The 23,637-nt window shown below is 49.4% G+C and carries 19 protein-coding genes; 12 read left to right on the top strand and 7 right to left on the bottom strand.

Features of this window, described 5'->3' with window-relative positions:
• Position 1: 1 nt before the first annotated feature.
• The 10 genes from FPE01S_RS19575 (at position 2) to FPE01S_RS19525 (ending at position 10,945) form a co-directional block, all read left to right on the top strand.
• On the top strand, positions 2-1,264 hold the full coding sequence (locus tag FPE01S_RS19575; protein ID WP_052956044.1) for a DUF4861 domain-containing protein: 1,263 nt from the start codon (positions 2-4) through the stop codon (positions 1,262-1,264).
• Positions 1,255-3,345 carry a CehA/McbA family metallohydrolase domain-containing protein gene (locus FPE01S_RS19570; protein WP_217998250.1) on the top strand — a complete coding sequence of 697 codons (2,091 nt, stop codon included), beginning with the start codon at positions 1,255-1,257 and terminating at the stop codon, positions 3,343-3,345. The genes FPE01S_RS19575 and FPE01S_RS19570 overlap by 10 nt, the downstream gene beginning before the upstream one ends.
• A gap of 15 nt (positions 3,346-3,360) precedes the next feature.
• Complete coding sequence (locus tag FPE01S_RS19565) at positions 3,361-3,828, top strand: hypothetical protein (protein WP_046370799.1); 468 nt, start codon at positions 3,361-3,363, stop codon at positions 3,826-3,828.
• Positions 3,829-4,149: 321 nt separating this feature from the next.
• Positions 4,150-4,473, top strand: coding sequence for a hypothetical protein (locus FPE01S_RS19560; RefSeq protein ID WP_046370798.1), 324 nt, complete (start codon positions 4,150-4,152; stop codon positions 4,471-4,473).
• 488 nt (positions 4,474-4,961) lie between these two features.
• A complete protein-coding gene (locus tag FPE01S_RS19550) occupies positions 4,962-5,525 on the top strand; it encodes a hypothetical protein (protein ID WP_046370796.1) in 564 nt (187 codons plus the stop codon).
• Positions 5,526-5,748: 223 nt separating this feature from the next.
• A complete protein-coding gene (locus tag FPE01S_RS19545; protein ID WP_046370795.1) occupies positions 5,749-6,342 on the top strand; it encodes a DUF3885 domain-containing protein in 594 nt (197 codons plus the stop codon).
• A gap of 224 nt (positions 6,343-6,566) precedes the next feature.
• Positions 6,567-7,139, top strand: a complete 573-nt coding sequence (locus FPE01S_RS19540; protein WP_046370794.1) for a hypothetical protein — start codon at positions 6,567-6,569, stop codon at positions 7,137-7,139.
• Positions 7,140-7,429: 290 nt separating this feature from the next.
• The gene (locus FPE01S_RS19535) at positions 7,430-9,055 is read left to right on the top strand and encodes a C1 family peptidase (RefSeq protein WP_046370793.1); all 1,626 of its coding nucleotides are present in this window, start codon (positions 7,430-7,432) and stop codon (positions 9,053-9,055) included.
• Between the two features lies 1 nt (position 9,056).
• Complete coding sequence (locus FPE01S_RS19530) at positions 9,057-9,545, top strand: DUF4442 domain-containing protein (protein WP_046370792.1); 489 nt, start codon at positions 9,057-9,059, stop codon at positions 9,543-9,545.
• Complete coding sequence (locus FPE01S_RS19525; RefSeq protein WP_046370791.1) at positions 9,542-10,945, top strand: MBL fold metallo-hydrolase; 1,404 nt, start codon at positions 9,542-9,544, stop codon at positions 10,943-10,945. The genes FPE01S_RS19530 and FPE01S_RS19525 overlap by 4 nt, the downstream gene beginning before the upstream one ends.
• On the opposite strand, the gene FPE01S_RS19520 is transcribed toward FPE01S_RS19525, so the two are convergent.
• Complete coding sequence (locus tag FPE01S_RS19520) at positions 10,924-12,099, bottom strand: O-succinylhomoserine sulfhydrylase (RefSeq protein ID WP_046370790.1); 1,176 nt, start codon at positions 12,097-12,099, stop codon at positions 10,924-10,926. The two genes, FPE01S_RS19525 and FPE01S_RS19520, sit on opposite strands and share 22 nt — an antisense overlap.
• A 5-nt stretch (positions 12,100-12,104) precedes the next feature.
• Positions 12,105-12,527 carry an OsmC family protein gene (locus FPE01S_RS19515; RefSeq protein WP_046370789.1) on the bottom strand — a complete coding sequence of 141 codons (423 nt, stop codon included), beginning with the start codon at positions 12,525-12,527 and terminating at the stop codon, positions 12,105-12,107.
• Between the two features lie 61 nt (positions 12,528-12,588).
• On the opposite strand from FPE01S_RS19515, the gene metX reads away from it, so the two are divergent.
• The gene (gene metX, locus FPE01S_RS19510) at positions 12,589-13,605 is read left to right on the top strand and encodes a homoserine O-acetyltransferase MetX (protein WP_046370788.1); all 1,017 of its coding nucleotides are present in this window, start codon (positions 12,589-12,591) and stop codon (positions 13,603-13,605) included.
• A 203-nt stretch (positions 13,606-13,808) separates the two neighbouring features.
• Here the strand turns inward: metX and FPE01S_RS19500 are convergent, their stop codons facing one another.
• Together FPE01S_RS19500 and FPE01S_RS19495 are read right to left on the bottom strand one after the other, a co-directional pair.
• On the bottom strand, positions 13,809-14,498 hold the full coding sequence (locus FPE01S_RS19500; RefSeq protein WP_046370786.1) for a LytR/AlgR family response regulator transcription factor: 690 nt from the start codon (positions 14,496-14,498) through the stop codon (positions 13,809-13,811).
• Positions 14,495-14,899 carry a hypothetical protein gene (locus FPE01S_RS19495; RefSeq protein ID WP_046370785.1) on the bottom strand — a complete coding sequence of 135 codons (405 nt, stop codon included), beginning with the start codon at positions 14,897-14,899 and terminating at the stop codon, positions 14,495-14,497. Before FPE01S_RS19495 ends, FPE01S_RS19500 begins: the two co-directional genes overlap by 4 nt.
• A 66-nt stretch (positions 14,900-14,965) precedes the next feature.
• Between FPE01S_RS19495 and FPE01S_RS25135 the strand changes: the two genes are divergently transcribed.
• Positions 14,966-17,104, top strand: a complete 2,139-nt coding sequence (locus tag FPE01S_RS25135) for a PAS domain-containing hybrid sensor histidine kinase/response regulator (protein WP_169749195.1) — start codon at positions 14,966-14,968, stop codon at positions 17,102-17,104.
• Here the strand turns inward: FPE01S_RS25135 and FPE01S_RS25735 are convergent.
• From FPE01S_RS25735 to FPE01S_RS19470, 3 genes are read right to left on the bottom strand one after another with little or no spacing between them, the layout of a single operon-like run.
• The gene (locus FPE01S_RS25735; RefSeq protein ID WP_083990347.1) at positions 17,094-20,003 is read right to left on the bottom strand and encodes a serine hydrolase; all 2,910 of its coding nucleotides are present in this window, start codon (positions 20,001-20,003) and stop codon (positions 17,094-17,096) included. The genes FPE01S_RS25135 and FPE01S_RS25735 overlap by 11 nt on opposite strands.
• Positions 20,004-20,013: 10 nt before the next feature.
• Positions 20,014-21,195, bottom strand: coding sequence for a cystathionine gamma-synthase family protein (locus tag FPE01S_RS19475; RefSeq protein ID WP_046370784.1), 1,182 nt, complete (start codon positions 21,193-21,195; stop codon positions 20,014-20,016).
• A 2-nt stretch (positions 21,196-21,197) separates the two neighbouring features.
• Positions 21,198-23,603, bottom strand: a complete 2,406-nt coding sequence (locus FPE01S_RS19470; protein ID WP_046370783.1) for a serine hydrolase — start codon at positions 23,601-23,603, stop codon at positions 21,198-21,200.
• Positions 23,604-23,637 lie beyond the last annotated feature (34 nt).

Raw genomic sequence — 23,637 nt, 5'->3', positions numbered from 1 at the left:
TATGAAACCATTGATGGTTGTATGCGCTGCACTTGCCCTTACCGGCTGCAGCAACAGGGTGGCCCGCTTTACGGTGACTAACCCCTCCGCCTATGCGCGCCCGGACGAACTGGTTGTGCTGTCAAGGACAGCGCTTTCAAAAAACGGAACTGTTGGCAAAAACTTTTCGGTGGTGGACGAAAACAGCCAGCCTGTTGTGACGCAACTGGACGACCTCGACCAAGACGGCCAATGGGATGAAGCCTGTTTTTTGTATTCTTTCCAGCCCAACCAGGCAGTACGCTTTTCCACCAGTAACCAGAATACAGACACGGCTGCTTCCCGGGCGCATGTCCGCCTGAGAAAAAAGACCGGCGATACTGCTTTCGGTCCCGATCTTCCAAAAGAAACCATGCCGCTGCACAACCCGCCTACGGATTTTGGCCGGCAACCCCTGCCGCTGTACCTCACGGAAGGGCCGGCCTGGGAAAACGATAAGGTAGCTTTCCGTTTGTATTTCGATACCAGGAATGGCAAGGATATTTTCGGTAAAACAGCGCCCGCACTTGTGATGGACACCGTTGGTGCCAACCTGAATGCCAGTTACCATCAACTCGCTCCCTGGGGGATGGACATTCTGCATGCCGGCAATTCGCTGGGGGCAGGGTCCCTGGCCTTCACGGTGAATGGAATCGATTCGGCGATCAGGCTGGGTGGCGAAAAAGTGTTGTCCGAAACCTACGAGAAACTGGCAGATGGGCCGTTGCGTGCTGTTTTCAGGATCGTTTACCAGTTTACGATCAAGGAAAAGCCGGTTACCATCACCGAGCAGATCAGTACCTGGGGCGGTCAATATTTTTATCAATCCATCGTATCGACCGCGGGCCTGCCGGAGGGGGTTGCCCTGCAAACCGGGGTGGCGAATTTTTACGAAAATGTCCCGGCACAGTTCATACAGGACAGTACCGCTGCTTTTTACAGTTATGGCCGCCAGTCGGAAAACCACGACAACCTCGGCATGGCCATCCTTGTTCCCGCAGCAACCTTTACAGCTGTCGACTCCCTGCCGAAAGAAATCGTGAAAGGCAAAATGACCTATGTGCAGAAGATCTACGACAGCTATATCATCGGTCAGAAGATTTCTGACAACCGTCCGGCTATTTACCGGTTTTGCGTGGGCTGGGAAAAATCGGATGCCTTGTTCGCTACGCGCGAAGGCTTTGCCCGTTACCTTTCACGCGAAGCAGAAAATTTTTCCAAACCCTTAATCCTGACATGGAAATGAGAATAAGTGCTTTGATTGTCCTGCTACTGACTGTATTTTGCTGTAGCGCGCAGCTACCCGTCAATACTACAGCTTTCAATAAGAAAAGCGGGGTGAAACTCACCGTGGGAAAAGACAATACCCTGTCCGTTAAATGGCCGGTGGAAAAGGCAGTATACGGGCAGCTGGTGATCAACCTGGACCAGGATGCGCCGCTGGTCAAGAGCATCGGGTTATTGAAGGGGACTGCTTTGCAGGTGATTGCCGCGGAAGCTGATCCCGCCTTCTGGCTCACCGTGGGCAAGCGCGACCTGGTATCGCAAAATGGCTGGAATATTTTCTTTGACAAGGTACCGCTGAAGCCATACCGGTCGCACAAAGTGGACCTGAAAAAATCCAGCGCTGCTGTCAGCAGTTACGGGTCGCGTACCGTTATCCGGATCGGCGAAGCCACGGCACCTGGTTTCACCGGGGCCATGGAGATCACGTTGTACAATGGAAGTGCCCTGTTGAACATCGCCGCGGTGGTGAGCACCGCCGCTGATTCCACCGCTATCCTCTACGATGCCGGGTTGGTCAGCAAACAGCGCAACTGGGAAACGGTTTCCTATGCCGATGTGTACGACCAGTTGCAGACGGTTGCCGTGCAGCCCGGTGACAGCGCTAAGCACCAGGCAGTAAAATACCGCACGATCATTGGCAACAGCAAGGGTGGAAGCATCGCGGTATTTCCCGCACCCCACCAATATTTCTACCCGCTGGATGAGGCCTTCAATTTAAAATTCACCTGGTATGGTTCGGGTTACAAAAATGCATTTGACGGATACGGGATCGGCATTCGGCAGGACCTGTATGGCGACAAACGTTTTGTGCCCTGGTTCAACGCGCCGCCGCATACGGCGCAGCGCCTGAACTTTTTCTGCCAGCTTTCCGCAGCAGGTGCGCCTGCTGTGCTGGCCGACGTGAAAAAATTCACCCACAACGATTCCTATGTGGCGTTACTGGGATACAAAACGATGTCTAGCCACTTTCACAACGAGTTTGTAGTGAACGTGATGATGGCCAACAAGCCGATGCCCGATACCCCCAATTTTGTAAAAGTATTCAAGTCGACCGGCGTGGACATGGTACACCTGGCCGAATTCCACTATACAGCGCATCCGCAGGGTCCGGACGAACTGCGGTTACTTGAGCTGAAATACCTGTTCGACATGTGCCGGAAGTATTCCGATAAGGAATTTTTACTGATGCCGGGAGAAGAGCCCAACGAATTCTATGGCGGCCACTGGCTTCAGATTTTTCCCAAACCGGTCTACTGGATCATGTCGCGGAAAAAAGACAGCCTGATGGAATCCGTCCATCCCGTTTACGGCAAAGTGTACCATATCGGGAATCCGGCAGAGATGCTGACACTGCTGGAAAAGGAGGGCGGGCTGGCCTGGACGGCGCATGCGCGCACCAAGGGATCCACCGGTTATCCCGACAAGTACAGGAACGAGGCTTTTTTCAAATCGGACCGTTTTCTTGGCGCAGCCTGGAAAGCGATGCCGGCTGACCTGTCGCATGCCAAACTGGGCAACGGCCGCGTGCTGGACCTGATGGATGATATGAACAATTGGGGAGACAAGAAAAAAGTGATTGGTGAAGCGGACCTGTTCACCATCGAGCCGGAGAATGAAATGTATGCTCATCTCAATGTGAACTACCTGCAGCTGGAGAAGCTGCCTGCTTTCGACGAAGGCTGGCAGCCGGTGGTCGACGCGATGACATCGGGCAGGTTCTTTACCACCACGGGCGAAGTGCTTATTCCTTCCTTCACCGTAAACGGCCGTGGCAGCGGCAGTTCAGGGGCGATCGAAAATCCTGCTGCAGCAAAAATCGAGTTCCGCGTCAGCTGGACCTTCCCGTTAAATTTTGCGGAGATCGTTTCGGGTGATGGTAAGAACACGTACCGTCACCGCGTTGATCTGACCAGCAGCACCGCTTTTGGTGAGCAGACCTTCCGGCAGACGCTGGACCTCCGCGGTCGTAAGTGGGTGCGCCTGGAAGTGTGGGATGCCGCGGCGAATGGTGCTTTCACGCAGACGGTCTGGCTGGAGTAACTACTAATAATTATTATGGGAATTTGGAACAGCATCTTTGGCCAAAAAGCGCCTGTTACGTTGTCTACATACGAAAACAAAGAGGCAAACTATTCCATCCAATATCCGGAAGGCTGGAAAATTGAGACAGATGAAGCGGGAGTTCTCAGTATTACATCGGATAAGTTCAAAGGGGGGATTTTTATCTCGGTTCGTGAGGGCCTTACTTTTCCTGACCAGCATATGGAAGATCTTATTTTGCAAATAGAACATCTTCCGGCTGAATGGAAACCTCGGATATTACATGGTGTGGAAAAAGGGATCAGGTCCTGGTATATTTCTTACACTGCTTCAGACCATAACCTGACTTGTATGTCGATTTATAAAAGGAAAGGGGATAGATTATGGTTTGTATCTACTGAGACCGAGACAGGTTTATGGAAGAACGGCTGGAATGACATCATCAAGAAAATATTGACATCATTTGAAATAGCCAGTGCCTGACCTCCCGAAAACAGGTTGGGTAGTAGCATTCCATAGTGTTTATTGTAAAACATTGCGCAACCGGAAAAATCCATATAAATCCTGTTGCAGGCACGACGGAAAATTTCTATTATTATACCCGGATGCGTTAGTAATGGGGCGAAGCATTGCCTAAATTCCAGTGCCGCTTGTATCTAGTTGTTGCGAGTGTAAATCGATTGCGCATTGACGCAATCATGCAATACACGTTGCGCAACTTTTTTCATTGGCCACCAACTGGTTATCAACATGCAACTGCGTCTATTTGCTTATATTACATAAACACGTACGTTAGCAGTGATTATGAAAATTTCTTTTGTTTGCATAGTATTGTTTTTAACCAGCTGCACTTTTGATACACATGTATCAGGAGTTGTCATCGATGAAAAAACTGGTTTGCCAGTGAAAGAAGTATTGGTGAGAACAATTAAAGATTTGAACGGAAGAGAACTTGAATTTGCAGAAACTAAGTCCTCCATTGACGGGCATTTTGATTTAAAGTTTTCTACTAAAAGTGCCAGAGATAATGAGGTATCAGTGGAACTTAGCAAGCCTGGTTATCAGACAAATATTTATACATGTCATCACGAAAGTACTAACGACACGTTAGTACTTAGAAGACAATGAGGATTTACTAACAGCAACAGGTGCACTCCTGTTATGGTTCGAGAGTTTGAGATTATAAAAGTGATTATTCATCATAATCGTGGTTTGGTACTATTCGCCAAGCATTTAGGATTGGAAAATGATTTTACAGTTTCCGAGGGTTCGGTGCTCAGAGACTTGCGGGTTTATAATTACACCGATATTCAACCTTTGCACAATGAAAATGGTGAATCACGACCAGACATTTTTTGTTTTCGACCATTCGATATGGAACGGTTTTTCGACAAGAGCTTCAAGGAAGGAGATAGAGTTAGCCTTATTACCCCCGATTGACTTGAATCGACATTTTTGTGACCGCTGCTAATATGGGTTTCAAGCAATATGTGCAGGCCAATAAAATAACTATTTTGCTTTTGAATCCAGTGTGAGGCAGTAGGGTTTCAAATACCCATACTGCTTAAACCCTGTTCATTGGTGGCAAGGCTAAACAGACATTTTGCTTCTAAAATATGACTTACGACTTTTTCGCAGACAAGGCAGATAAACTTCAAATTCTTGAATATATATTCAGTGAAACTGACTTGCGAGTTTATGACTTAGGTTCACCTTATGGACAAGAGATTTGTAATTATAAAAGTGTCGATGATATTTCCTCAAAGTTTGACCTTTTCAATGGTGACAAGTTTGCTGTAACATTTCAACTGTGGACACCTCGTCATAAAGGACAACCAATATTTAGAAAAATTGACCTTGACCCGAAGCGATGTAAGGGACATACCTTTCGCTACTCGACAGACGGATGGGGACTTATTCAATTGTATTTCGGCGGTCTAAAAAACAACGAACTCAATCAATCACATATTGGACATTTCAACGAAGCCGGAGCTTTAAAAAACGAAGGAATTAATAAATTCAATGGCAGTGTTAGCTCGTGGGACTGGACAGAAATTCAGGCAACTTCACGGAAACTGAAATACCAAATACACAACAAACTTGCAATAAGACAAATTGGAGGTTTTGGGGTTTTACCAGGAGCAGACAAACTTGAAAAGGAAGGAATAAAATTTCGTTGATAGGAGCCCAGCCGCCAATATTGGGTTTTATGCAAGTTGGCTCGACATTGCAACATCAGCCATTGCAAATCCAGGCTTTGGTTCAGGCTGGACAAACAATATTGAACTTTAGTTCTTAATTTCAACATTCGTTTTTCAGTCAACAGTGGTTGTGTGCGGACGGAACTCAAATTCCCAACCTGCATAAAGCCCTGTCCGGTGGCTGTAAATGTAAAACGACCCGATGACTAAAGAAAATTTTCAAAAACTATGGACTTTACATTACCCAGACACAGTTCCTATTTCGTATCAGTTTAAACACGACTATTCTGACAGGTGGTTTAGAATTCATAGTTTGCCCGATTCAAAGCGTTATCCAGAAGATGAAAACGAATGGCAAATTCTTCTCTCAAGACAAAACGAAATATTTACAGACTTGTTTGGACCTGACACACAAATTTTCATTGTAGCAGGAGAATATAATTGGGGCGAAAACAGACAAATACACATTACTGACGAAGAAGAAATATTCAAACCTTTTTCTTTTGTAAAGCTTGATAATATTCAATTGAATAGAAATTACTCTGAACAATATGATGAGCCAGACATTTACAAACCAGCTTTTGCAAAAACAATTTGGAAGCCAAAATATCACGACAAGCTTTTAAGAGAAATCGCAAATGACAATACAAGAGCATTTTTCATTTCGTTTGACAAAAACGTAATTGTTGCGCCGTATGACGGTGGCGTTGACTTTGTACTTAAAGACATTTTGACAAAAGAAGATTATAGGAACAAGTATAGAGGATGGTTGTCAAAACGTGAAGATGGAATGTGAAAACAAATACTGCCAACATGGGGTCTTATGCAAGTTGGGCAAGACGTTGTAATATCAGCTAATTGCAGGTCAAGGCTGTGGTTCGGGCAGAGCAAGTAACTTTGGACTTCAGTTCTAAAATTGAACTTTATATTTTCATTCAGCAGCGGTTATAGGAAGGCGGAATACTAATTCTCAACTTACATAAAGCACTGGCCGTTAGCTGCGAGCTTCAAACAACCCTTATGTTCAAACGACTTTTCAAAAAGCATAATTCTCGTAATCTATCCAAAGTTGACTATTGGAAAAAGTGGGAATTGTTTGAACTATTTGATAATTTAAATGAGGTGGAAAAACTTCTAAACGACATTGCTAAAGACAAGCAAAGTAATGAACTTGAAAAATTCAGGAGCGATTTTATAGAGGAGCTTTATGAAATAAAAGGCGACAATGTTGCAGACTTTACTGCAATTTGGAAATGGTTTATGCCAACAAAAGAGTGGGACACATTCGCTGGACAAAACGGCAAAAAGATAGGCGACAACATCTTTCGCATCACTGACAAGTGGAAAAGAAATCAAGACTTTTTAGTTGGAACTAAAGTTTCACTACAAAATGAATTTGGTGTTGTTTTGGAAAAGACCGAAGGCAACAACTTGTATGGCTTAATCCGGTGGGACACGGATAGAGTAAATGGTGTTGAAGACTGGCGTGGATTGTTTGGAAGTTTCCTGCAAGCTGGGGGCCAAGTAATCAATCAAGACCATGAATTCCGGTTTATCAATGATGATGGTACAATGAAGAAAGCCAGCAGCTAACTTTTGGTTTTATGCAAGTTGGGCGTAGCATTGTCACATAAGCTATTTGCAGAATCCAATCTTCAGTTCAAACTCGTCAAACGACTTTCAACTCAATTCTTATTGAAACAAGTACATGAATCGGGCGGGCGAACATCACTTATCAGCATTTAATTTCGATTGGTTATATGACCCGTCCGGATAAAAAAGCTACGGCCAAGTGGACTGATGGAAATCTCTCACCCGAATTTAATCGTCATTAATAAATTGTGTTATATGTCATAACTTGAGTATCCCTAAATGCTCTTGTTATGCCTATACGGATGACCGATGATCCCCAGGATCCCGAACAGTACAACGACAATAGTGGTGGAGGAGGTGGATTTCCCGGCCGTGGCGGCGGGGGTGGTTTCCCGGGTGGTGGTGGCGGACTAATCGGTTTGCTACCGCTATTATTATCCCTCTTTCGTGGTAAAGGTCTTCTGGTTATTCTCGTGATTGGGGGTCTGCTCTATTTTGTGATGGGCCGCGGTGGTTGCAATATGGGTAGTGTCGGCAACCTGGCCCAGCTGGCCACCGGGGGATTCCTGGACCCGCGCCAGTTCGAACGGGCCGCGATCTATGAACCACTCGCTGAAGACAATTCCAAAAATCCTTTACCGGAAGCTGCCAACCTGCAGCGTTTTGCACCCGCAGTGGGCGACCAGGGTGCGCAGGGTTCCTGCGTTGCCTGGAGCAGTGCCTATGGTGCCCGCACGATACTGGAAGCCAGCAAGAGTGGCCAGGATCCCAACAGTGTAAGATTTAGCCCTGCATTCCTGTACAACCAGATCGGCCTTGACGGTTGCCAGGGTTCCTATATTGTACGCGCCATGGAGTTCATGACCAAACAGGGTGCGGTTCCGTACGAGCAGTTTCCGTATACCGACCAGGATTGTTCCCGAACGCCGTCGCAGGAACAGGTAAGGGAGGCGGGACAGTTCCGGATGCGCGGTTTCAACCGGTTGTCGCAGGGCGACTGTACGGATGCCATTGATCTGCGCGCCATCAAGGAGAATCTTGCGCAGGGTGCACCGGTAGTGATCGGCATGATGGTGGGACAAAGCTTTATGAAAGACATGATGGGAAAAGATGTGTGGATCCCTTCCGAAAGTGATCGCAGCATGATGGGTTTCGGCGGACATGCGATGTGCGTGGTAGGGTATGATGACCGGAAATATGGCGGCTCCTTCCTGATCATGAACAGCTGGGGAAAGGAGTGGGGGGTAAACGGGTTTGCGTGGGTGCGGTACGGAGATTTCAACTACTATGTGAGGGAAGCATACGGCGTGGAACCGATGCACCAGATGGGTGTTATGGCGAATACGCCGCTTACTGGCGAGATTGGCCTGATGGAAGTGGTGAACACCGGAAAAAAAGTGGAACCGAAAGGATATATCACCCTGAAACAGGGAACCGGCAACCAGTTTGTGACAACCTCCTCCCTGCGTGCCGGAAGCCTGTTTAAAATGGAAGTGAAAAACAGCAGCGAATGTTATGTATACGTTTTCGGAAAGGAAACTGACGGTACCAGCTATACGCTGTTTCCCTATCCGAACAAAGACGACCAGAGCAAAACGAAATATTCACCTTTCTGCGGCATTACCGGTTACCGGCTTTTTCCGAAAGACAAGAGCATGACACCGGACAGCATCGGCACCCGTGACATGATCACTGTGGTGCTCAGCAAGCAGCCGCTGGACTGGTATGCCATAAACACTGCCATCAGCAAAAACCCGGGAACCGATTATTCCACGCGGGTAAACAATGCACTGGGCAGCAAGCTGTTGAAATCGGCGGGGTACAGCACTACCGCACGCGGAACGATGCAGTTTTCCGGAAATTCAGATCCGGACCAGATTATGGCTTGTGTAGTGGAGATCACAAAAAACAGGTAACATGACAAGCCATCAGCAACAATTTTTTCAACTGGCAACCCATCCGCTGAAATTCCGGATGTTCCTGTTGTCCAAGCTACCTGCCGCGTATTTTTCGGGGGTACGGGTGGAAGCAGTGGACGAACATGCCTGTACAGTTTCTGTTCCTTACAAATGGTTTACCACCAATCCCTTCCGGTCCACCTATTTTGCCTGCCTGGCGATGGCAGCCGAAATGAGTTCCGGTGTACTGGCCTTTGCCAGCACCTACAAACGGCAGCCTGCTATATCCATGCTGGTAACGGGAATTGATGCCGTATTTCACAGCAAGGCAACCGGCCGCACAAAATTCACCTGCAGGGCGGGCGGGGAGATTGCTAAAGTGGTAGATTTGGCAGTGGCTACCGGCGAAGCACAAACGATCACCGTTGAAGCAACCGGAACGGATTTGGCCGGTAAACCAGTTGCCACCTTTCATATCACCTGGTCATTTAAAAAACGATCATCATGAAAATTGCTTTCCATGGCGCCGCCCGTACCGTTACCGGCTCCAAACACCTGCTGACCCTTAAGAATGGCAAGAAAATCCTGCTGGACTCTGGAATGTTCCAGGGGATGGGGCGGGAAACAGATGCACTCAACCGTATTTGGGGTTTCGAGCCGTCAGAAGTGAATTACCTTGTTTTATCGCATGCCCATATCGACCATTGCGGACTGATCCCCAAGCTGGTGAAAGACGGATTCAATGGTCCGATCTTCTGTACGCCGGCAACCAGGGAGCTTGCCACGATCTTACTGGAGGATTCTGCCGAGATCCAGGAAGACGATGTGAAGTATGTAAACAAGAAACGAGCGGCTTCGGGGCAGCCCTATATAAAGCCCCTGTATACACTTGATGATGCTAAAGCGTCGTTTGGTCTCTTCCAGGAAGTGGAATACAACAACTGGTTTAAAATCGACGAGGGTGTAGAGGTACTCTTCACCGATGCCGGTCATATCATCGGCAGTGCTGCCGTGCATTTGCGGATCACCGAAAACGGCAAAACAGAACAGGTCACCTTCAGTGGTGACGTGGGACGTTACCGCGATGTGATCCTCCGCTCGCCTGATGTGTTCCCCCAGGCAGACTATATCCTGATCGAATCCACTTATGGCAACAGCCTGCATGATCTTCAGACCACAACGCCCGACCAGTTGCTGGGATGGATTGAAAAGACCTGCCTGCAAAAACGGGGTAAACTGATCATTCCCGCCTTCAGTGTTGGCCGTACCCAGGAAATTCTTTACTCCCTGAACCAGCTCGAACTGGAACGGCGATTGCCACCACTGGATTATTTCCTGGACAGTCCGCTCAGTATCCGGGCGACAGAACTCGTCAAACGTTATCCGGCTTATTTCAACAAGACCATCCAGAAGGTATTGCAAAGTGATGATGATCCGTTCAAATTTGCCGGGTTGCGGTATATCCGGTCGGTAGAAGAATCCAAGTTGCTGAACTTCCGCAATGAACCCTGTGTGATCATCTCCGCCAGCGGCATGGCGGAAGCGGGCCGTGTGAAACATCATATCTCCAACAATATCGAGAACAGCCGCAACGCCATTCTCATGGTGGGCTATTGTGAACCAAATTCACTGGGCGGCAGGCTGGTTGCCGGTAAAAAGGAAGTGTCAATATTTGGCATCGAGCACGAAGTACATGCCGAGATCGGTTCGCTCCGGAGCATGAGTGCGCACGGGGATTATGAAGATCTCTGCCAGTTTCTTGCGAGCCAGGACCCCCGCGCCGTCAAGAAATTATTCCTGGTGCACGGCGAATATGATGTGCAGCAGCAATTCAAGCAAAGGCTTATCCAGAAAGGATTCCTTGACGTGGATATTCCTGAACGCCACTACGAAGTGGGGCTCGCCTGATCCAACGCCTGGCGGATATCGGCCAGTATGTCATCAGGATGTTCCAGTCCCACGGATATGCGGATCAGTCCCGGCCCGATGCCCACGGCCGCGCGTTCTGCATCGGTAAGCTTGGCATGCGTGGTGCTTGCCGGGTGAGACGCAATGCTGCGGGTATCCCCCAGGTTGGCGGTAAGGCTCAGGATTTCGAGTGCATCGAGGAATTTTCTGCCGGCTGCGATACCGCCTTTTAATTCAAAGCATACAATACCTCCGCCGTTTTTCATTTGCTTCATGGCGATGGCATGTTGCGGGTGAGACGGCAGGGAAGGATAACGCAGCTGTTCCAGCGCAGGATGGCCTTCCAGTGCTTTGGCGATATGCAGAGCATTGGCAGCATGGCGCTCCATGCGCACTTCCAGTGTTTCAAGGCTTCTGCTTAATACCCAGGCGTTGAAAGGAGAAAGCGATGGCCCTGTACTGCGACAGAACAGGTAGATCTCTTTGATCAGTTCCTTCTTACCCAATACCACACCACCCAGCACACGGCCCTGGCCATCGAGCCATTTGGTGGCGGAATGAACGATCAGGTCGGCTCCGTACTCAATTGGTCGTTGCCCGATCGGGGTAGCGAAACAATTATCGACGTTCAGCAAAAGGTTGTGCTTGTCGCACAACGCGCGGATTGCCGCCAGGTCAATGATTTCCAGCGCCGGGTTGGTAGGCGTTTCGAGGTAGATCATCCTGGTTTGTGGGGTGATCTGTGCTTCCCAGGAGGCGATATCACCGGCATCCACATAACTATGGCTGATGCCGTAGCGGCTGAGGTATTTGGTGATCACCGTATGCGTGCTGCCGAAAATACTGCGGCAGCTGAGCAGGTGATCTCCCTGTTTCAGGAAAGCCATAAACGTGGCGAAGATGGCACTCATGCCGGATGCGGTAGCGAAACCGGCTTCTGTACCCTCCAGCGCGCACATGCGGTCAACGAACTCCTGTACGTTGGGATTACTGAAACGGCTGTATATATTGTCATCGGTCTCGTCAGCGAAAGCTGCCCTCATTTCTTCAGCGTTGTCGAAACAAAAACTACTGGTGAGGAACATAGGCTGAGAGTGCTCCATTTCGTTGGTGCGGTCAACCTGGGCGCGGATCGCCCGTGTAATAGGATGCATGCTGATTATTTTTTCACGATCACTTCCCAGCTGATATCGGTACCGCTTTTGCGCAGTGTCTCTGCCACAGAGCAATATTTCTCCATCGAGAGCTGTGCCGCTCTTTCGGCTTTATCCTGGTCGATATCTCCTTCAAAATTGAATACGATTTTGGCTGATTTCCAGAGCGTAGGCTCTTTGCCGGTTTCTCTTTCTCCCTCGATATGCATGGAAAAGGCCTTAATCTCCTGGCGTTGTTTTTTGAGGATGCTCACCACATCAATACCGGAACAGCCACCCAGGCCCATCAGCAACATTTGCATGGGACGGATGCCGTAATTGCTTCCACCGGTCTCCGGACTGGTGTCCATCGTTACAGAATGACCGTTTGCATCGGTAGCGGCAAATCCATAATCGCCTTCCTGGCGAACAATATCAATCTTAACCATATCTGGCCTGTTTTAAAAAATTCCGTACAAAGGTAACGGTGGGAGCGTTTATTTTGCAGTCATGCTGCATCGTTTTGTATCGAAAACGCCCTTTTCTCTCGAAAATGGTAGGGTGTTGCCTGAACTGGAAATATCCTATCACACCTATGGAAAGCTTAACAACCAGGGTGACAATGTTGTTTGGGTATGTCATGCTTTGACCGCCAATGCTGATGCGGTGGCCTGGTGGCCTGGTGTGGTCGGGGAGCAGGGGGCCATTGATCCTGAAAGGTATTTTATCGTTTGTGCCAACATACTGGGTTCCTGCTACGGCAGCAGCGGACCGCTGAGCATCAATCCCGAAACCGGTTCTCCTTATTATGCCGGTTTTCCGATCATCACCATCCGTGACCAGGTGAATGCGCACCGCCTGTTGCGGGAGGAGTTGGGGATACAAAGCATTGCCCTTTGTATGGGCGGCAGTATGGGTGGGTACCAGGTACTGGAATGGGCGCTGCTGGAACCCTCCGTCATCAAAAGAATTTTCCTGATCGCAACTTCTGCCACGGAGAGTGCCTGGGGAATTGCCATCCATGAGTCGCAAAGACTGGCCATCGAAGCAGATGCCAGCTGGCAGGAACCGGATCCAGCTGCAGGCAGCCGGGGACTAAAAGCTGCGCGGGCCATCGGCATGCTGACCTACCGCAACTATTCGCTCATGGTGCAGCAACAGCAGGATCCTGATCCGGAGAAGGTCGACGGATTCAAAGCGGCTTCGTATATCCGGTACCAGGGGGAAAAGCTGGTCAGCAGGTTTAATGCACAGGCTTACTGGATCCTTACCAAGAGCATGGACAGTCACCATATTGGCAGAGGCAGAAACATGGATGCTGTTCATGTACTCAACGGGATGGCCCAGCCTGCGCTGGTGATGGGCATTACCAGTGATTTATTATGTCCGCCGGAAGAACAGCGCAAACTGGCACAAAGCCTTCCCCAGGCCCGATATGTTGAAATAGATTCTCCGTACGGGCATGATGGCTTCCTCGTGGAAGCGGAAAAAGTCAGTGCTGCACTGCGTGATTGGCTGGGGAAATAAAAAAACCTGTTGAGATTGGCACCGGTTCCAGAAATTCCGGCATCTCAACAGGCATTGACGAGAAAAGCAACCTGAGGCTAAATTCTAAAAAGTATCCCCCGGAAACGATTCTATTAGCCAGACTGCCGGAAAATGCCGTTGAATGGGCAAAAAGAAGCGGGGACCAGATTTGGTCCCCGCTTCTTTTTGTATATGCGTGAATATCAGATGATTTTTAACCGGCTCATCACCATAGTGCGGTTGGCTTTGCTGATGGGAATCATAGTTCCCTTGATGTACAACATGTTTTCCCGCACATCAGAGATCTTATTCATGTTGATGATATAGGAACGATGCACTTTGCAGAATATAGAAGGATTGATCTTGGTCGTAAGGTTCTTGATGGTATTGTGCGTAATGATCTTCTTCTCGTTGGTGATGAATTTTACATAGTCGCCCATGCTTTCGATATACAGGATGTCGTCATTTTCCAGGCGGATCAGCTTACCATCACTTTTAATATAGATGTGGGACAGGTCTTCTGTCTCTTCCTTTTTCTCGCTTACCTCCCGCAGTTTTCCCAGGGCGTCAAGAAAACGCTGATAGGTAAAAGGCTTCTTGAGGAAATCTGTCACATTATATTCAAATGCGTTGTAGGCGTATTCTGTTTTGGAGGTAGTGAGGATCACTTCCGGGGAATAGGGAAGTTTGTCCAGCAACTCAAACCCGTTGCCGCCGGGCATTTCCACGTCGAGAAAGATCAGGTTGACCACCTGGTCGCATAAGAAAGGCAGTGCTTCTTCAATGCTAGAAAAAGTATTGAGTACCGTAACCCGGCCGCTTTTAACGCAGTACTTCTGCAATACTTCTGCAGCTACGGCGAGGTCTTCTACAATTACAGCAGTCGTTTTCATGACGCAGGTTGTTTTAAGTATTCATGGATGCGAAGTGCTTCCTGGTTGATCAGGTTGATGCCTTCCTGGATCTGGTCGTGTTCCTGCTGAAGGCGGTAGAGCATTTTTTCCAGGGGCGGATTTTCTTCCAGAAAGTGTTCCAGCAGCTGATATTTCATCTGCATCTGCGGTAACCCGCAATATCCCCACAACGGTTTCACCAGGTGCACCCGGCGTTTCAGTTCACTGCAGTCGCCTTTCTGGGCCAGGATCATATAGCGATCCAGCTCTTCCGCGATCTGTTGCGAGGAGGTAACCAAAATGGCAGAAATCGCCGACAGGTCACTGTCGTGCATCTCCATAAGAAAGCTCACATCGAATGCCGTATTGAGCTGAAATGCCCTGGTAGAAGTGGCTTGCATAGGATACAATTTTTGTTTTCCTGGATTCGTTTAGTCATTGCCGCTATGCAAACGGCAGCGCCTGTAATGAAAACGAAAAAAGGGACCAACATATTATCCATCATCGCCGGATATTGGGAAAAGCTGGCCGAGGACTACTACCTGAAACAGGTAAACGCCCCGCATTCCCCCCTGAAATCCCTCACGGAAATAGGGATCCTGGTGGCAGGTCTAAATATGATCCTTTGCACGGTCATGAAGGAATATGGTGCTGCCTTTGCCTGCCTGATGGCTTGTTTTGCATTGCTGACTGCCCATTTTCTACGCCTGTATAACCGGGAGGTAATCGCTAAATGGCTGGTTATCATAAGTTTCAACGCCGGTGTCATGATGGTCAGCTACTTTGTCGGGCTGCGCTCAGGGGTATATATGTATTTCTTCCCGGTGATCTTTGCCATGATCTTCCTGATCGACACGAAAATCACCAAAAACCTGATTATTTCGGAGATCGCCACGCTGATCTGTTTCGGGGTCACCTTTATCATTGCACCTTATTCTACCACCAATTCCTTCCAGGGCGAGATCCATTATATCTATAATTTCCGGATCAACCTTGCCATCTCGCTGTGTATTACCGGGCTCGTTGCCTATTCTATCCTCAAGACCCTCAATAAAAAAGAACTTGACCTTATGGGTGAAAAAACCCTGGGGGACACCATATTCAATACTTCACTTGACGCCATTTTCATCATCGACCTTGAATCCCTGATGGTTGCTAACTGCAACAGTCGTGCACTGGAACTTTTCCGGTTTCCCAGGAAGGAAACCGTGCTGCAGAGCAGGATCGAATCATTGTTGGGAGAAGAAGCAGCCACGAGGCTGAGTGCTTTCAGCCCGGAATCCTACAAGACCCATTCACCCTGGTTCGGGAATATGGAGTTCAGTACATCTGAGGGAGCACCCATCTATGCCTATGCGAATTTTGTGGTATTTGAACACCAGCGGCAGCGTTATGCCAAGATCAGTATCCTTGACATCACCGAAGTGCGTATCGCAGAAGTGGAAACACTGAAAGCGAAAGAGCGCGCAGAACGCGCAGCGAAGGTGAAATCCCGCTTCCTGAGCAATATGAGTCATGAGTTGCGCACACCGCTGAATGCCATCATCGGCAGCACCAATATCCTGCACCAGGAACAACATCTCGACAGTCAGAACCAGATGCTCGATGTGCTCAAACACAGCTCAGAACACATGCTGGAGCTGGTGAATGATATCCTGGATTACAGCAAGCTGGAAGCAGATAAAATGGAACTGAACAATGCTCCATTTAACCTTTCCGACCTGTTGCATAAAGTGACCGGGCTGTTCAAGAGTCCTATCAATACTAAAAAGCTTTCCCTGCAAACCAATTTCGATGCGGTGAAGGGACTGATTGTGATGGGGGATGAAATGCGGTTGCACCAGGTGATGAACAATTTGTTGTCTAACGCCATCAAGTTTACTTCAGAAGGCCTGATCCTCGTGGAAGTGAAAGCTTTGATGAAACGCAGCACGAATATCACCCTGCGGTTTTCGGTGAAGGACTCGGGTATCGGTATTGCTCCGGAGAAGCAGCATCGCATATTCGACAAGTTTTATCAGACAGATGCAGAGACCACGCGCAAGTATGGCGGAAGTGGCCTGGGATTGGCGATCAGCCAGTATATCGTGCAGAAGATGGGAGGAGAACTGAAAGTGGAAAGTGCACCCGGACAGGGATCAACTTTTTTCTTTACACTCACTTTGTCCATTGAGGCTACCCGTTACAGTTATATTGAGGCCCCTGCGGAAAAATTCGAAGATCTTTCCGGCATCAGGATTCTCGTGGCGGAAGACAACCCGGTGAACATGATGATCGTGAAGCGGTTCCTGAGCAAATGGAACGCCGATATTACAGAAGCAGTCAATGGACTGGAAGCTATTCAACATTATAGCAGCCAGCGATTTGACCTCCTTCTGGTAGACCTTGAAATGCCTGAACTGGACGGTGCCGGTGTAGTGGCCCAGATCCGCAAACGCGGATCTGATATCCCGATCATCGCCTTTACTGCCGCAGTATATGACCATATGCAGGCTGACCTGATCGACAAAGGATTCAATGATTTTATTCCAAAGCCTTTCCGGCCGGATGACCTTCGCCAGAAGATCATACAGTATGTTTCCATAAGCCGTCGGGCTAGCGCCTGACGGGCACTTCCCGGAGGTGATATTCCTGGATCTTTGCCGGCTGTTCCGGTGTGAGGGTGAAATAAACTTCCAGCGTCGCCTTTTCACCAATGATCAGAAATTTACCCCGCAGGTTATTCTCTGGTTCCATTTCACCATAACGGATGATCCTGCCTGCTTTTGCAAACAGATCAGCTGTTTCGCTTTTCAACTCACTTACAAAATAATCCAGGAAGAAATTTTCCGCAAAGGCTGATGCTTTTCCCGTTGTATCCCAGGCGGGCAGCAGGGAGATCAATTCCTGCCGCCGCTGCTGCAATATGGCAGAAGCCGGAATTGCACGGGGTTTCCAACCTGTAATGGTGAGGAGTTTGTCGGCTACCTGCTGGTTGATCGCGCTGGCTGAGGCATAGGTATGATTGCTGAAACAGATCAGTCCCAGGCCATAATCCGGCAGGATGACCCAATTCGATCCGAACCCGGGGAGGCCGCCACTGTGGCCGATCATGATCCTGCCTTTGCAGTCTTTGCTCCAGCGCAGCCCATAGGCATAGGCGGAAACTACAGGGCATGACCTTCCGTCTGCCACGGCGGAAGCATTCAGGGTGTTGATATTGGCGGCATGCTGCATTTCACGAAGGGAACTTCTTTTGAGTGGTCCGAAATCGGCATCATCCCTTGCCGGCCATGCTGCCAGCTGAAAGTTCAGGTATTTTACAAAATCGTCGAGCGTAGTAATGAGTCCGCCCATGGCACCGTATGCACCGCTGTGCAGCATGGGTTGTTTTACCCATTTGTCTTTCACCGTGCGATAGCCGATGGCGAGGCGGTCTGCAGGCACATCATCGTATTCCCAATATGTATGGTTCATGCCGAGCGGTCTGAAGATCTTTTCCTGTGTGTAGGCCTCATAGGTCTTGCCTGAAACGCGGCTTACGATATACCCGAGCATGGCAAATCCCATATTGCTGTATTCATACTGCGTTCCTGCTGCAGTAGAAAAGGAGATACCCCGCGCGAACATGGCCAGCATGGCGCTGTCTGTTATGCCCAGCTGGCGGTCTCCCCAGGGATTGTCTTCCGGGAATCCTGCAGCATGGGTCAACAGGTGCCGGATGGTTAATTCAGGGGCATCCTTGCTGAACTGCTGGCCTTTTATTTCAGGAATGTAGCGACTCACCGGATCATCCAGTTGCAGTTTGCCTTCATCCCTTAATTGCAATATGGCAACACTGATAAAGCTTTTGCTCATGGAGGCGATGTGGTAAGCAACAGACGAGTCGGCTTTTCTACGTGTTTCCAGGTTGCTGAATCCTTCTCCGCCAAAGTGGATCAGCCTGCCGTCTTTTACAATGCCAAAAACAACTGAAGGAGCATGCTCCCTTTGTGCGAAGGCGCGGTACATACTGTCTGCGATGCGGATTGCCGTATCAATCGTTTTGCGTTGCAGGTCATAATTGATCAGCTGGTTCGCTGCCGGGATCATCGAGGCAAATCGCTGAAAGGTTTCTGCGGGGATATTGCTTCGCGAGAAAGGAACCACTTTCACATATTCCTGCACATTTCCGGCGCTGCGACCGTATTTGTAGGCATAGGTGAATCTACCCAGGCTGTCGGTGATCACCGCCTTGTTGTCGGTATTTGGAACCGTGATAAAGAATCTTGATTGCAGCGGATTCCCGGATGGGTTCATCAGTTTTTCAGATGCCAGGTAGCCATACAATTCACGGGCAACATTCACGGAAGGATCGACGAGGCGGATGTCTGCAGCCATCAGGGGACGGTAAATATACTGGCCGTTTTTCTGATAGTTGTAAAGGTCTTTGAGCGTTTGTTGAATCTCATTGACGAGATAGGGGTAATGCGTGCAACCCAGGATAATTGCCTTTAAGGGTGGCGCCCCGGCACTCTTGCGCATTTTTTCCAGGAGAGAGACCAGGTGATAACGCACATAATTCTCGGTAGCATTCAGTTGCAATACCTGGCAGTCGTCAGTATTCCTGCTGTCGCACAACATTTTGTTGCGGTCGAAATTGAAATTGTAGATATCCAGCAGTGTTTTGTCGATGCGATAGGTTGCGTTTTCAAGTGACGGGCCCCGATAATTAGCAGCTGGCTGAACGGCTTTCCTGTTGACGAAATCCGGCTCTTCATCCACCGCTTCAGCAAGTCCGTATCCGCCCTGGTTGAATACGATGAGCTGACCGGTATGGTTTGTCTTTTCCTTCATGGCGAGGATCGCTTTTTCGTATCCGCCGGAAGCGACCGTACCCACTGTTGCAAAAACGGCTACTGAAGCGGCTTCATCCTTCCGGATGCTATCCAGCACCCCTTTGGCACCGGCGTCTATCACGCCGATTACTTTCAGCCTGATACCAGACCGATCGAGAAAGGAACGGATATAGTCAATGCCATAGGCAGTTGCCGTATTGCAGGCCACCACAACAGTCTTTATATGACGCTTGTCTTTGTTGAACTGGTGTTGCGCGGCATCAGCATAATATTTGTCGGACAGGAGGAACTGAACGTCTTTCAGTACGTGTTCAACCAGGAGATCCGATTTTTTTTCGCTGGAATAGTTACCATATGGCATGTTCGCCTGGTCGGCAAGAAAAATGAATTCTTCTTTACTGAAATCCGGCACGCCGTCACTTCCGGGCATACCGGTGCTGTTGTTGTATTGATCGGCAGTGAGGAGTGCGTTCAGGGTAGCCAGTCCGCCTGTGCCGGAGTCGAAAATCCCGATCGGCAGTTTCGGATCTTTTACAGCGTAATCTTTGGCGTCAACAAAGAAGAAGTTTTTGCGCTCATGTTGTATCGCGTTTTCCAGCGGCGACAGGGTGTTGATGGATGTCTGCGCAAATGCGCCGGGGGCGTACAGGCAGAGTGCGGACAGTATGGTGCGTTTAATCAGAAGCATGGGTGTCAGTTTACAGCCTGGATAATGCCCCGGAAAGATCTTCCAGCAGGTCATCCACATTTTCAATTCCGACGGAATACCGGATCAGGCTCTCGGGTATCCCCAACAATCTACGTTGTTCTTCTGTCAATTCCACATGGCTGGTGGTGCGGGGCGGACCAGCGAGGGTACTGACAGAACCCAGGCTGGCTGCAAGGTGGACCAGTTGGAGAGAGGGCAGGAATTTTTTGACGAAGTCATAATCGCCATCCAGGGCAAAGCTGAGGATGCCGCCAAATCCTTTCATCTGGCTGCGGGCAATATCGTGGCCCTTGTGACCGGGCAGGCCCGGATAGAAGACCGATTTTACTTTTGGATGCTGCTGAAGGAAGGAGGCAATCTTCATGGCTGAAGCGTTCTGTCTTTCAATCCGCAGCTCCAGGGTCTTCATACCCCTGGCGATCAGGTAGGCGGGGTCGGCCTGCAGGCTTGCACCGTTGATCTCACGAAAACGGAAAACTTTATTCACCAGTTCTGCATTACCGCACAGCAGTCCACCCATGGCGTCTGAATGGCCGCACAGGAATTTGGTGGCGCTGTGCAGTACGAGGTCTGCACCACAGGTAAGCGGGAGCTGATTGATCGGGGTAGCGAAGGTGTTGTCTACCACCACGATCGCTCCGACGCGATGCGCAGTGGCTGAAAGTCTTTTCAGGTCGAGGATCTTTAGTGTCGGATTGGTGGGCGTTTCGAGGTAAACAAGGTCACAGCCTTTGGAAATGGCAGCTTCTATGGCATCATGATCTTCGGTGTCGCACAAGGTAACGGCAACCTGCCATGCAGGAAGGAAGTCCAGGAAGAGGCGGCTTGTACCGCCATAAGTGTCTTTTATCGATACGATCTTTTTTCCGGGCCCCGTTAACGCGAACAATGTGTTACTGATCGCTCCCATGCCTGTGGCAAATGAAGTTGCGGCTGCAGCGCCTTCCATTACGCGGATCTTTTCTTCGAGTGCGGCAACGGTAGGATTGGTATTGCGGCTGTAAATGAAGCCATCCTTGCGGCCTAAGGCAACATCATGCCAGTGGTCGAGATCATTGTAGGCGTAAGCGACGCTGTTGACGATTGGCGTGGTAACGGCACCGTTGGGGTGTTGGTCAGATTCGCCTGCCCAGATTGCCTGGGTGCCTGGTTGCAATGCTGAAAGATTCATCGTTATTGTTGTGAGGGATTATAATGTTTGTAGATAATTTCTGAAACCTGCGCTAGCACGCTCTTCGCCGTATTGAGATCAGCGATCCCTTTGGAAAGCAGGATCAATACATATCGACGGCCATCCGGCAGAAAGACGATGCCCGAGTCGTGGCAGATACCATTGATAGAGCCTGTTTTGCTGGCAACTTTAACTTCTTTCGGCAACCTGGCCGGGATGATGTCACGGAAATACTGGTCAGTCAGGATGCTGATCATGGCCTGTGAAGCCTGCCGGTCGATGGCTGTGCCACGCGCAATATGTTCCATAATGAGCATCAGGTCGTAAGCTGTGGTGGTATTGTTAAGTCCCTTTTCGAAAGCCTTGTCATCTTCCACGCCACGCAATACCCGGATGTCATTGGCACCGATGCTGCGCATGGTTGCCATCACATTTTCTGCACCGACAAGTTCGATCATCATGTTCGTGGCGAGATTGCTGCTGCGGGTGATCATCCGGTACAGGATATCGTTGATGGGCAACCGCTTTCCGATCGCCTGGTAGAGTTCAAACTCACTGTCGTCTGAAGCGTCCAGGGAGTATGGGCTGCCGTCAACGATGCTGGCGAAAGTATTTTTGACCAGTATGGAATCCGTGAGGGAGAATTTACCGGCTTTAGCCTGCCTGTAGGTTTCGATCAGCACGGGCGTCTTCATGGTGCTGGCGGCGTGGAAACTGCTCTTTTCATTGTGATAGAAGGTTTGTCCGCTGCCTATGTCTTTGAACGCAATACCATAGGTCGCTTCCGGGTGCGTGGCGAGCACGGCATTGATGGATTTGCGCATACCGGCCGTATCGGTGAGGGATGGCATTTTTGTTACAGGTTTGAATACAAGGTTGTCAAAATTCAGGTCGGTATCCGGATCGTAGAGCTGCAATGTCAGTTGGGAAACGGAACCGTCCGGATGCAACGAGAAGTTGACAAAGCAATCGGCTTTCAGGGATGGGTTGGTAAATGTAGCCAGGTAACTGTTGGAATTGTAATAGGAAAGCCTGGCTGATAATACCGGTGTTTCGTCAAACTGCAGCGCCGCGCCACCGGGCGTTTGTGATATGGTCAGTGATCCGTACAATGGATCTGTGTATGTGCCGTAAATCTTATCGGAGGCAGGAGAGGGGTTCTGCCCTGCTGAAGGAGTGGGTGAGGTAGTTCTTCTTTTGATCCTTGCCAGGCTGCTGTCCTGCTGTGTTTTATAACCATTGATCCAGTCGTGTTTCGGATTTTTCAGGAAGTAGTCGAGCAGGTGATAGATCACTGACCAATAAGCGCCTGTTGATTCCTGGTTGGTTAAGACCACGATTCCGAGTCCTTCGGCTGGAACCATGGCGATCTGGGAAACAAACCCGTCGAGTTTTCCACCGTGGCCGATGATGCGGTGGGCGCCGTAGTTGTAGGTGCGAAACCCGAGACAATAGCCATAAAAATCCTGTTGTGCAGCCTTTAATGCTACAGGTTGGCGGGTAATGGGCATTGGTCTGACCATTTTCCATAATTCGGCAGTTGCATCGGGACTAAGTATTCTTTCCCTGGATGGTGTTCTGCCGGAGTCCAGTTGGGTAATAAGCCACTGACACATATCCTGTGCGCTGGAAGCGATACCCCCGGCCGGGTTGCCGGCATCGCCCACCGCCTGGTCGAAAACAGTATTGATGGGCGTGACGACTCCATGAATACGTGTGTGGGCGCCGGATACATCCGGTTGCCTGCTGATCAGGGAAAATTTGGAAACGGTGTTGTTCATACCGGCTTTTTCGAGGATGCGGACCCTGATAAAATCTTCCCAGGGCATGCCGGATACTGTACTGATGAGTTCGCCTGCTGCCAGGTAAAGAATGTTATCATAGGCATATATTGTACGGAACGGATATTTAACCGGGAGCATTTTGACCTTTTCCACGATTGCCCTGCGGGAATAGGAAGAGGGTGGAAAGATCAGTACATCACCGCCATAGGCGGGAATCCCGCTATGGTGCACCAGCAAGTCCCTGACGGTGAGTTGTGCGGTTAATGCAGGGTCCGACATCCTGAACCAGGGAAGGTGATCGATCACGGGATCCTCCCAGCGCAGTTTACCTTCTTCTGCCAGTATGGCCAGGGCTGTAGCAGTAAATGCTTTGGTATTGGAGGCAATGCAAAAAAGGGTACGTGGTGAAACCGGGTCATTGCTGCCCATCGTCTTAACGCCGTACCCTTTTGCCAGCAGTACCCTGCCATTCTTTACGATGCCAATACTCATGCCGGGTACTTCAAAAGTTTTCAGCACCTGGGATATGTACTGGTCCAGCTGCGGCGGCAGGTCGCGGTCTTGCGCCCGGGCGTAAAGCTGCAGGGAACAGAGGGATATTAACAATAGAAAAAGTCGCTTCATCAAAACAAGTTTAAGGGTAAAAAGAAGGCCCTTT

Origin of the sequence: Flavihumibacter petaseus NBRC 106054, from assembly GCF_000974785.1 — a bacterium.
Classification (GTDB): domain Bacteria; phylum Bacteroidota; class Bacteroidia; order Chitinophagales; family Chitinophagaceae; genus Flavihumibacter; species Flavihumibacter petaseus.
Note: the sequence above shows the minus strand (reverse complement) of the source record. Positions and strands in the feature narration are given on the sequence as shown.

Bases quoted from the DNA above. Each gene is read 5' to 3' on its own strand.
- FPE01S_RS19575 (WP_052956044.1), top strand. From the start codon at position 2: ATGAAACCATTGATGGTTGTATGCGCTGCACTTGCCCTTACCGGCTGC.
- FPE01S_RS19570 (WP_217998250.1), top strand. From the start codon at position 1,255: ATGGAAATGAGAATAAGTGCTTTGATTGTCCTGCTACTGACTGTATTT.
- FPE01S_RS19565 (WP_046370799.1), top strand. From the start codon at position 3,361: ATGGGAATTTGGAACAGCATCTTTGGCCAAAAAGCGCCTGTTACGTTG.
- FPE01S_RS19560 (WP_046370798.1), top strand. From the start codon at position 4,150: ATGAAAATTTCTTTTGTTTGCATAGTATTGTTTTTAACCAGCTGCACT.
- FPE01S_RS19550 (WP_046370796.1), top strand. From the start codon at position 4,962: ATGACTTACGACTTTTTCGCAGACAAGGCAGATAAACTTCAAATTCTT.
- FPE01S_RS19545 (WP_046370795.1), top strand. From the start codon at position 5,749: ATGACTAAAGAAAATTTTCAAAAACTATGGACTTTACATTACCCAGAC.
- FPE01S_RS19540 (WP_046370794.1), top strand. From the start codon at position 6,567: ATGTTCAAACGACTTTTCAAAAAGCATAATTCTCGTAATCTATCCAAA.
- FPE01S_RS19535 (WP_046370793.1), top strand. From the start codon at position 7,430: ATGCCTATACGGATGACCGATGATCCCCAGGATCCCGAACAGTACAAC.
- FPE01S_RS19530 (WP_046370792.1), top strand. From the start codon at position 9,057: ATGACAAGCCATCAGCAACAATTTTTTCAACTGGCAACCCATCCGCTG.
- FPE01S_RS19525 (WP_046370791.1), top strand. From the start codon at position 9,542: ATGAAAATTGCTTTCCATGGCGCCGCCCGTACCGTTACCGGCTCCAAA.
- FPE01S_RS19520 (WP_046370790.1), bottom strand. From the start codon at position 12,099: ATGCATCCTATTACACGGGCGATCCGCGCCCAGGTTGACCGCACCAAC.
- FPE01S_RS19515 (WP_046370789.1), bottom strand. From the start codon at position 12,527: ATGGTTAAGATTGATATTGTTCGCCAGGAAGGCGATTATGGATTTGCC.
- metX (WP_046370788.1), top strand. From the start codon at position 12,589: ATGCTGCATCGTTTTGTATCGAAAACGCCCTTTTCTCTCGAAAATGGT.
- FPE01S_RS19500 (WP_046370786.1), bottom strand. From the start codon at position 14,498: ATGAAAACGACTGCTGTAATTGTAGAAGACCTCGCCGTAGCTGCAGAA.
- FPE01S_RS19495 (WP_046370785.1), bottom strand. From the start codon at position 14,899: ATGCAAGCCACTTCTACCAGGGCATTTCAGCTCAATACGGCATTCGAT.
- FPE01S_RS25135 (WP_169749195.1), top strand. From the start codon at position 14,966: ATGAAAACGAAAAAAGGGACCAACATATTATCCATCATCGCCGGATAT.
- FPE01S_RS25735 (WP_083990347.1), bottom strand. From the start codon at position 20,003: ATGCTTCTGATTAAACGCACCATACTGTCCGCACTCTGCCTGTACGCC.
- FPE01S_RS19475 (WP_046370784.1), bottom strand. From the start codon at position 21,195: ATGAATCTTTCAGCATTGCAACCAGGCACCCAGGCAATCTGGGCAGGC.
- FPE01S_RS19470 (WP_046370783.1), bottom strand. From the start codon at position 23,603: ATGAAGCGACTTTTTCTATTGTTAATATCCCTCTGTTCCCTGCAGCTT.